This window comes from Acetobacter sp. DmW_136 (assembly GCF_008690365.1).
In the GTDB taxonomy this organism is placed as follows: Bacteria; Pseudomonadota; Alphaproteobacteria; order Acetobacterales; family Acetobacteraceae; genus Acetobacter; species Acetobacter oryzifermentans.
Genome location: NZ_VHON01000098.1, coordinates 1 through 844, shown reverse-complemented (window position 1 = coordinate 844; position 844 = coordinate 1). Strand labels below are relative to the sequence as shown.

2 protein-coding genes are annotated in these 844 nt (G+C 57.9%); both read left to right on the top strand.

Annotation, left to right across the window (positions count from 1 at the left end; translation table 11 throughout):
- A partial coding sequence (locus FKW31_RS15850) for a MotA/TolQ/ExbB proton channel family protein (RefSeq protein ID WP_150179064.1) occupies positions 1-694 on the top strand: 694 nt, incomplete at its 5' end.
- Between the two features lie 30 nt (positions 695-724).
- Positions 725-844: biopolymer transporter ExbD (locus FKW31_RS15845; RefSeq protein WP_193562099.1), on the top strand; the 120-nt coding region annotated here is incomplete at its 3' end.

Genomic DNA, 844 nt, shown 5'->3' with positions numbered 1-844 from the left:
TGATATCATCGCCCGCGGCGTGCTGCTGATCATGCTCATCATGTCTTTGGGCACATGGTATATCATGATCACCAAGTTCATTGAGCAGGCCCGCCTGTTTGCCGCCGCCAAGGAAGCCACCAAAAGCTTCTGGACCAAACACAGCATTCAGGAAGGCGCTTCGGCTCTCACCTCCACATCCCCATTCCGCTATATTGCCGATACCGGCATTGTGGCGGCCGAGCACCATGAAGGCACGATGCAGGAAAGCATTGATCTGCATAGCTGGACAGGCATGTCCATTCAGCGCGCGGTGAACAACATCCAGAACAGCCTGCAAAAGGGTCTGGCCTTTTTGGGCACGGTGGGCTCCACCTCTCCGTTCATTGGTCTGTTCGGCACGGTGTGGGGGATCTACCACGCGTTGACAGCTATCGGCATTGCCGGTCAGGCATCCATCGACAAGGTGGCGGGGCCTGTGGGTGAATCCCTGATCATGACGGCCATTGGTCTGGCAACCGCCGTGCCGGCCGTTCTGGGCTACAACCTGCTGGTGCGCCGCAACAAGACAGCCATGGATCTGGTGCGTGACTTTGCATCTGACCTGCAGTCCATCCTAATCGGGGGTGTGCGCCACGGTGCGGCTGCAGAGCAGATTGAGGTGCGTCCGGACAACTCCCCCACCACAGCCACGGTATCCAACCGCGTCGGATAATCGGTCAGGTCAAGGCTAAGGAGAGCGCTTATGGGCATGCAGATTGGCGATAGTGGCGGAGAAGACGACGTCGTCTCCGCCATCAACACCACACCGCTTGTGGATGTGATGCTGGTGCTGCTGATCATCTTTCTGATCACCATTCCGGTG